The following is a 6,891-nucleotide window of genomic DNA, read 5'->3' as shown; positions in this document are numbered from 1 at the left end:
TAACATAGTGGTTGCGAAAGTTCGTGTCGGCTTCCTCTCCGGCCTACTCGCGTCGCGCTTCCGACTGAGCGTCGGAACCCCTCGCTCCTCGAGGCCGGAGGCTCCGCCTCGAAAACTGCTGAACGCGAGCTTATAAATGTCGGCGGAGCGCCGCCGAACTCCGCTTCCGTTCTCGCTTCCGATCCCGCCTCCGTCGCCGCCGTCGCCGTTCTGTCCCCGTCGACGGCGCCTCGGACGAGGCGGTTCGCGGACGAACGGAGGCGCGCGACGCCGCTCGGTCGCACTATTTCTCAGGAGACCCGTCCGCGAGCAGTGATCGGGCCTCGTTCCGGACGGCCTATCGTGGGCCCCGACCCCGAGCGACCGCCGCCGTCGCCGACTGCGAGCACCTCCGACCGGAACCACCCCGAAGCGACCGTCGCGCAGCGCGAACTTCGGAGTCCGTAGTCGAGGCGTCCGGCGTCCCCGAAGTAGTTAATAAAACCGATGAGTTAAAGAATACACCAGATTTAGTATATATTTATAAGTCGGTGAGGTGTCGGAAGTGTGGGATCGCTGTTGCGAAAGATGTGCCAGTCGTCAGTGCGCGTGACATCGCGATGTACTCCGGAGATGACCGGCGTTACGGAGCCCAAAAGCCCGAAAACACGCATCGTGGAGGCGCATCCGTTGAGATTTGCCCGAACGTGGGTGATCGTGTCAGTGAGCTGTGACTGGCCTCGTGGGTTTCAGACTTGTCAGTCGGTGATTTTCTGAGAGCGTCTATTTCGGGAGTCTAAGCAGATATCGTACTGCCACCCGTGACTGAGCCGCGCCGGTGCGTCGTCGATCGCGACGCGATCTCGACGAACCCCGCTCGGCCGAGTTTCCGTCCGCAGTCTCGGAGAGCGGCCGTCTGATCTGGAAACATATCTAATTACTGTGATATATTTAAATATGGTATGATTGGGCGATTGCGGCCGTCCCCGTCGACGAACGACGTGGGGCGGGCGCGCGACGTCGAAGGCGGCCGCCGCCGCGCCTGCGGTTCCCTGTTACGACTATACAACTGTAACGCCTATTCGACGGCTCTCGTCGACGCATCGCCGGGGGCGGTGCGCTCGAGGGAGCGCTCGAGGGTCGCGGGACCGAGACTAAAATGAACGATCGTTCTGAATCGCGGAACGGCTACGAGTACGTCGCGCGGATACCGATGATCTGGGCGGACTGCGCGACCATCTCGGGGACCTCCTCGTGGTACCACGTCCCAGTCATCCGAGTTGTCGGCCCCGAGACGCTGATCGCGCCGAGGACGCGGCCGTCGTCCGCGGACAGGATCGGCGCGCCGACGGCCCGCATGCCGACGGTTCGCTCCTCGTCGTTGAACGCGTAGCCGCGCTCGGCGATCTCGTCGAGCTCGGTCCGCAGCGCCTCGGCGTCGGTGAGCGTGCTCGGCGTCTGGTCGTCGAACGCCACCTGGTCGAGCACCGCGTCGAGCCGGTCGTCGGGGAGGTGCGCGAGGTACGCCTTCCCGACCGAGGTCGCGTGGAGGTCGACGACGGTCCCGATGTGCGAGTCGGTCCGCACCGCCTGGTCCGCGAGCGACTGGTAGACGTAGATGCCGACGCCGTCCTCCTCGACCATCACCTGCGCGCGCTCGCCGACCGCCTCGACCAGGCTGTCCGTCTCGGGCTTGGCGACGTGGTAGAGGTCGTGGTGCTGGCGCGCGCGGTCGCCGAGCCCGAGGAACTGCAGCCCGAGCCGGTACTCGTCGCCCTCCTGCACGACGTACCCAAGCTCCTTGAGCGTCTGGAGGTGGTTGTGCACCGTGCTCTTCGAGGTCGACAGCGACTCCGCGAGCTCCGAGACGCCGCACCCCTGCCGCTCGCCGAGGCGTTCGAGGATACGGAACGATCGTTCTGTCGCGCCGACCGACGCCGCGTTCGGTGTGTCGTCGCGTGCCATACCCGGAGCAACGCGGGGGGTGGTAATGTATCTGTCGCGTGTGTTCCGCTCAACAGAACGACTGTTCTGTGTTACGGTCGCAGCGCGGCGACCGTCTCGCGGACCGGGCGTTCCGCGACCGCGTCCAGGGCGTCGAGCGCCTCATCGATCCGGACCGCGTCGCGCCGGCCGCCGGCGAGTCCGTGCGCCAGTAGCGCGCGGTTCCGCTCGCGGTACTCGGCGTCGGGCATGGGGTCGCGGTATTCGCCGCGGGGGTAGTCGCGCGAGCCGGTCAGCGCCGTGCCGTCGCGCAGCTCGACCGTAACGCTCGCCCCCCACGACTCGGGGAACGCCGCCTCGTACGCGTCGTCCTCGCGGAGATCGACGCGCGCGGCGACCGACCGGACGGTCTCGTCGGCCAGCGCCTCGGCCGTAAAGCCGTCGAGGTCGACGCGCCCCCGACAGAGGTACGTCGCCAGCACGTACGGCGCGGAGAACTTCCCGGCGGTCATCGTCTCGGGCTCGGCGTGGGACATGTCGGTCGCGTTGGCGAACGTCCGGACCGTGATCGACTCGACGGCGCTCGGGTCGACCGGCCGCCCCTCCGCGGTCCGCCCGTCGACCGCCTCGCGGAGCGCGTCGAGCGGGGGGTGGGTGTACCGGCACGAGGGGTACGGCTTGACGTAGTGCTCCGCGATCGCCCACTCCTCGCCGAGCGTCTCGAACTGGGCGGCGAACCCGTCCGGCAGGAGCTCCTCGAAGGGGTCGTACACCTCTTCGATCGCCGCGCGCGAGCCCTCCAGCCCCGCGAGCGCGGTCAGCGCCGCGGTCACGCCGGCCTGCGCCGAAAAGCCGGCGGTGAAGTTCCGCGCGGGCGCGCCCTCGGCGTACGGGTCGTGCATCGAGACCACCGCGAGGTTCGCGGCGATCCGGAACGCCTCCGACAGCTCCTCGGCGGTCGCGTCCAGACAGAGCGCGCTCGTCACCGCCGGTCCCACGGTCGTCCACGTCGAGTGCGGGTTCCGGACGAGCCACGGAATGGCGTCGTTCATCCGGTCTTTCATCGCGAAGATCGCCCGTTCCAGCCGGACGCAGACCTCGTACGCCCGCGTGCAGGCGTCGACGAACGCCTCGCCGTCGACGTCGTTCGCCTCCGCGGCGGCGAGCCCGCCGGCGACGATCCCTGCCCCGACGTGGCCGCCCGTGTTGTGTCCCTCCTCGACCTCCTGTGCGATGGCGGCCGCGGCGTTGGTCATGGCGGCCTGCGGCGGCGCGACCCGCCGGTCGGTCCCGAGGATCGACGCCGCCCCGTCGGCGAACGCGCCGTCGCTCGCGACCCCCGCAACGCCGGGCGCCGCCGACCCGGCCACGGCGGCCGCCAGCACGTCCGCGACCACCGCCCGCCCGTGTTCGCGGGCCTCGTCGTCGACGGGCGACGCGAGGAACGCGGCGACCGCTCGCTCCCACTCTCGTGTGTGTCGAGTTGCCATGGTCGGGAGACGCGCGTCGCACTCAAAAGCGTATGGGCCGCGGCGGGCGTCGGAGCGCGGACCGCGTCGCGGTCAGCGTCGGGCGAGCGTACAGAGGACGCGCGGCGGCTCCGGCGCCCTGGCGCTCTCCCAGAGCGTGGCCGCCCGGTCCTCGCCGATCACGGGCGCGACCAGCTCCCGGAACTTCGATTCGAGCCGCGCCTCGTCGAACGGGTCGTGTTCGCCGCCTCGCGGGGCGACGACTTCCCGCGAGAGGCGGTCGTCGGCCGTCTCGACGGTAACCCGCGCGCCCCGCTGTTCGGGGGCTCGGGCGGCGATCTCGTCGTCGACGGCGACGGTGACGCGCTCCGCGAGCGCGATCGCCTCGGGGGTTATCGCCTCGTCCGCGAACGCGGGCGGCCCGGAGTCGCCGCGCAACAGCGCCGTCGCGACCGCGAAGGGGATCGAGAACTTCGCCTGCAGCTGGTTCCGCGGTCGCGGCTCGGTCAGCCGCGCGGCCGCCGGGTACGTCTCGACGCGCACCGACTCCACCGCGGTCGGGTCCACCCCGTCCGGGAGGGCCGCGACGGCGTCCAGCGCCGGATGGGTGTACCGACACGCGGCGTGGATCTTGAAGTAGCCGTGTTCCAGCTCCCAGCGGTCGCCGAGGTCGGCGGCGAGAGCGGGCGCGTCGACCTCGTTCTCGGCGGCGTGTTCGAGGTGCCGCGCGACCCCGTTCTCCAGGCCGCCGAACCCGGCCTCGGCCTGATCGACGGCGACCAGCGCCGCGAGGTTGCTCATGCCGGCGTAGGCGTTCCGCACGGTCGCCCCCTCGGTCGCCGCCTCGAACCGGGTGTGTTGCGCGTAGTTCGCCGCGATGGCCATGGCCGACCGCGTCGTCCCCGGGTCGAGCCCACGCGAGCGGGCGACCGCGGCCGCGCCGCCGACCGCGCCCCACACCCCGTGCGGGTGGTATCCCGACCGGAGCGCGCCGAGCGCGCGAGCGGTCCGGACGGCCACCTCGTAGCCCGCGACGAACGAGCGCACGAACGCGTCGCTGTCGCCGTACCCGATTTCCGCGTCGGCCAACAGCGCGGGCAAGACGTGGATCGCGGGGTGGCCGGCGGCGAACCGGTGCCCCTCGTCGAGCTCGAGGACCGTCCCCGCCGCGCCGTTGCACAGCGCCGCCAGCGGCGGGACCGTCTCGCCGCCGTCGGCGCCGAGCACCGTCGCCCCGCCGGAGACGCCGTCGGTCCAGCGCCGCGCGAGCGCGCCGACCGCGTCGTCGGTCGACCCCGCCACGATCGCGCCGAGCGTGTCGGCGATCGTGAGCCCGGCGCGGTCGCGGACCCGGTCGGGGATCGCCCCCGTCTCCAGCTCCGCGGCGAACGTCGCCAGCTCGCGTTCGGGCTCAGGCGCCATCGTCGTCCAACAGGTCGGTGCGCGACCGGAGCAGTTCGACGAACCGGGACGGCCACGAGACGACGCCCTTCGGGCTGTACAACACGATCGCGATGAGAATGACCCCGTAGACGGCGTTGTTCAGCCCGGGAATGGAGAAGGACTGGCGCACGAACTCGCCGACGGGGATGACGATGAGTGCCCCCACGATCGGGCCGAGAACGGTGCCGATCCCGCCGACGATCGCCGGCAGGAGGATCTCGACGTTGACGAGCAGCTCGAACACCGTCGTCGGTCGGATCGTGTTGAAGTACATCGCCCAGAACGCCCCGGGCCACGCCGTGAAGAATGCGCTCACGGCGACGGCCAGCAGCTTGTACTGGTAGGTCGGGACGCCGATGGCGGCCGCGGCCTGCTCCCGCTCGCGGATCGCGAACAGGTAGTAGCCGAGCTGCGACCGGTTGATCGCGAGCGAGACGACGGTGACGACGGTCAGGAACCCGAGGATGAGGTAGTAGTACGGCAGGTCGCCAGTGAACTGGAACGCGGCCAGCCCCGGCCCGTCGGCGTACTCGCGCGCGAGCGGCCTGAAGAACCCGCTGGCGCCGCCGAGCTGCGGGACGTTCGTAAACACGTACCGCAGCAGCTCCGCGAACGCCAGCGTCGCCAGCGCGAAGTAGTGACCCTCGAGTTCGTACCGGAAGGTCAACGCGCCGATCAGCAGGCCGTACATCCCCGCGAGGGTGCTGCCGATCAGCATCCCGATCCACGGGGAGATCGCGAAGGTGCTGGTCAGGAGGATCGTCGCGTACGCGCCGAGTCCGAAGAACGCGGCGTGTCCGAACGAGAACTGTCCGGTGTATCCGGACATGATGTTCCACGCCTGCGCGGTCGTCGCCCAGACGAGCGTGACGATGAGCATGTTCAGGCTGATCCAGCCCAGCGGAGCGACGCCGAACAGCGCGAGCTGTCGGAGGAACGGCATCGCCGCGAGCACGACGAGGCTCACCGCGACCAGGACGGGGAGCGCGTACCACTCGTCGCGGAACGCGCCGTACCGCTCGATGGCCCTGGAGAGCGCGTTACTCATCGGCGCTCCCTCCGAGCAGTCCCTCCGGTTTCACGAGCAACACGAGGATGAAGGCAAGGAATATCAGGATCTGGTAAGAGGAGCCGTCGAGGTACGCCGAGCCGAACACTTGGATGAAGCCGATGATGAGCCCGCCGACGAACGCGCCGGGGAAGGAGCCGAGCCCCCCCAGCACGACCACGACGAACGCGTTTATCAGGTACTGGTCGCCGAGCGCCGGCGTGAACGACTGAAACAGCGGGATGACGCCGCCCGCGAGCCCAGCCAGCGCGGCGCCGATCCCGAATGTGAGCGCGTCGATCCGCGGGACGTCGATCCCGACGTACTGCGCGCCGTCGCGGTTGTCCGCGGTCCCGCGGATCGCGCGACCGAGCATCGTCCGCTGGAGGAACAGCCACGTGGCGGTCAGCGCGACGAGCGCGATGACGAGCGCGTACAGCTGCCCCTGCGGAACGAACACGCCGGAGATGTTGAGGGAGCCGAGCTCGAGTCCGAGCTGTCGGGGGTCGGAGCCGAAGGCCATCTCGACACCGCTGATGAGGATCAGCAGGACCCCGAAGGTGACGATGAGCTGGTTCTCCTGTGGCGCGTCGATGATCGGCGCAATCGTCGACCGGTAGATGAGGACGCCGAGGACGAACAGCAACACGACCGCAAACGGGATGGCGAAGAACGGCGAGAGGCCCGTGGCGTTCGAGAACACCAGCACCGTGTACATCGCGACAACCATCAGCGCCCCGTGTGCGAAGTTGATGACGTCCATCACGCCGAAGATCATCGTCAGCCCGAGCGCGACGAGCCCGTATATCCCGCCGAGCAGCACTGCGAACACGAAGTACTGGGCGAATATCGTCGGAGACGGAAGCGAGATGCCGAGGACGGCCTGTGCCGCGGTCGCGTCGACCGTGCCCGCGAGGGCGGCGAGGCCTCCGAGCGGGTCGGCGGCCCCTGGCGCACCGGCGGCCGCTTCTCGACAGCAGGCGTCAGGGAGAAACGAGGAGAGCATGT

5 protein-coding genes are annotated in these 6,891 nt (G+C 69.5%); all 5 read right to left on the bottom strand.

Going from position 1 to position 6,891, the window contains the following annotated elements; translation table 11 throughout:
• Positions 1-1,167: 1,167 nt before the first annotated feature.
• The 5 genes from C468_RS05365 to C468_RS05345 all read right to left on the bottom strand — a co-directional run bounded on the left by C468_RS05365 (position 1,168) and on the right by C468_RS05345 (position 6,889).
• A complete protein-coding gene (locus C468_RS05365) occupies positions 1,168-1,944 on the bottom strand; it encodes an IclR family transcriptional regulator (RefSeq protein ID WP_008847859.1) in 777 nt (258 codons plus the stop codon).
• Between the two features lie 71 nt (positions 1,945-2,015).
• The gene (locus C468_RS05360) at positions 2,016-3,413 is read right to left on the bottom strand and encodes an MmgE/PrpD family protein (RefSeq protein ID WP_008847858.1); all 1,398 of its coding nucleotides are present in this window, start codon (positions 3,411-3,413) and stop codon (positions 2,016-2,018) included.
• 72 nt (positions 3,414-3,485) lie between these two features.
• Positions 3,486-4,814, bottom strand: a complete 1,329-nt coding sequence (locus C468_RS05355; protein ID WP_008847857.1) for an MmgE/PrpD family protein — start codon at positions 4,812-4,814, stop codon at positions 3,486-3,488.
• Positions 4,804-5,883, bottom strand: a complete 1,080-nt coding sequence (locus C468_RS05350; RefSeq protein WP_008847856.1) for a branched-chain amino acid ABC transporter permease — start codon at positions 5,881-5,883, stop codon at positions 4,804-4,806. Before C468_RS05350 ends, C468_RS05355 begins: the two co-directional genes overlap by 11 nt.
• Positions 5,876-6,889, bottom strand: a complete 1,014-nt coding sequence (locus C468_RS05345; RefSeq protein ID WP_008847855.1) for a branched-chain amino acid ABC transporter permease — start codon at positions 6,887-6,889, stop codon at positions 5,876-5,878. The genes C468_RS05350 and C468_RS05345 overlap by 8 nt, the downstream gene beginning before the upstream one ends.
• Between the last annotated feature and the right edge of the window lie 2 nt (positions 6,890-6,891).

This window comes from Halorubrum kocurii JCM 14978 (genome assembly GCF_000337355.1).
Taxonomy (GTDB): domain Archaea; phylum Halobacteriota; class Halobacteria; order Halobacteriales; family Haloferacaceae; genus Halorubrum; species Halorubrum kocurii.
Note: the sequence above shows the minus strand (reverse complement) of the source record. Positions and strands in the feature narration are given on the sequence as shown.

Coding starts and splice junctions, on each gene's coding strand:
- C468_RS05345 (WP_008847855.1), bottom strand. CDS start 6,889: ATGCTCTCCTCGTTTCTCCCTGACGCCTGCTGTCGAGAAGCGGCCGCC.
- C468_RS05350 (WP_008847856.1), bottom strand. CDS start 5,883: ATGAGTAACGCGCTCTCCAGGGCCATCGAGCGGTACGGCGCGTTCCGC.
- C468_RS05360 (WP_008847858.1), bottom strand. CDS start 3,413: ATGGCAACTCGACACACACGAGAGTGGGAGCGAGCGGTCGCCGCGTTC.
- C468_RS05355 (WP_008847857.1), bottom strand. CDS start 4,814: ATGGCGCCTGAGCCCGAACGCGAGCTGGCGACGTTCGCCGCGGAGCTG.
- C468_RS05365 (WP_008847859.1), bottom strand. CDS start 1,944: ATGGCACGCGACGACACACCGAACGCGGCGTCGGTCGGCGCGACAGAA.